Genomic DNA, 326 nt, shown 5'->3' on the forward strand with positions numbered 1-326 from the left:
AGTGTCTGCGTATGTTTTTAGGAAACAAATTTTAGAAAAAGATAACAAAAAACCCACCCTTTTGCTTCCTCGTCGCCGTCGGAAGCAAAAGGGTGGGTTTCGTAAAAAATGAATGATCACGTTATATCCCTAATTGATTGTAAATTGATTTGAATACGTGAATTCACCACGATATTTAATTGCAGCGACATAAGTACCGCTTGTATAGCTATCTGTGATAGGGGTTTGCCAAATTCCTGTTCCAGGAATAAATTCTGGTTCTATTGTTTGGAATCGTTCTAGGGTCCCATTTGTGTGGATTTTAAAAATTTTCATTTGCGCACCAA

The 326-nt window shown here is 37.1% G+C and carries 1 protein-coding gene; it reads right to left on the reverse strand.

Annotation, left to right across the window (positions count from 1 at the left end):
- Positions 1–129: 129 nt before the first annotated feature.
- The coding region (locus ACTJK5_RS23145; protein ID WP_440613338.1) for a DUF5065 family protein at positions 130–326 on the reverse strand (197 nt) is incomplete at its 5' end.

Origin of the sequence: Agrobacterium sp. 22094 (assembly GCF_052046015.1) — a bacterium.
GTDB classification, from domain to species: Bacteria; Pseudomonadota; Alphaproteobacteria; order Rhizobiales; family Rhizobiaceae; genus Agrobacterium; species Agrobacterium cavarae.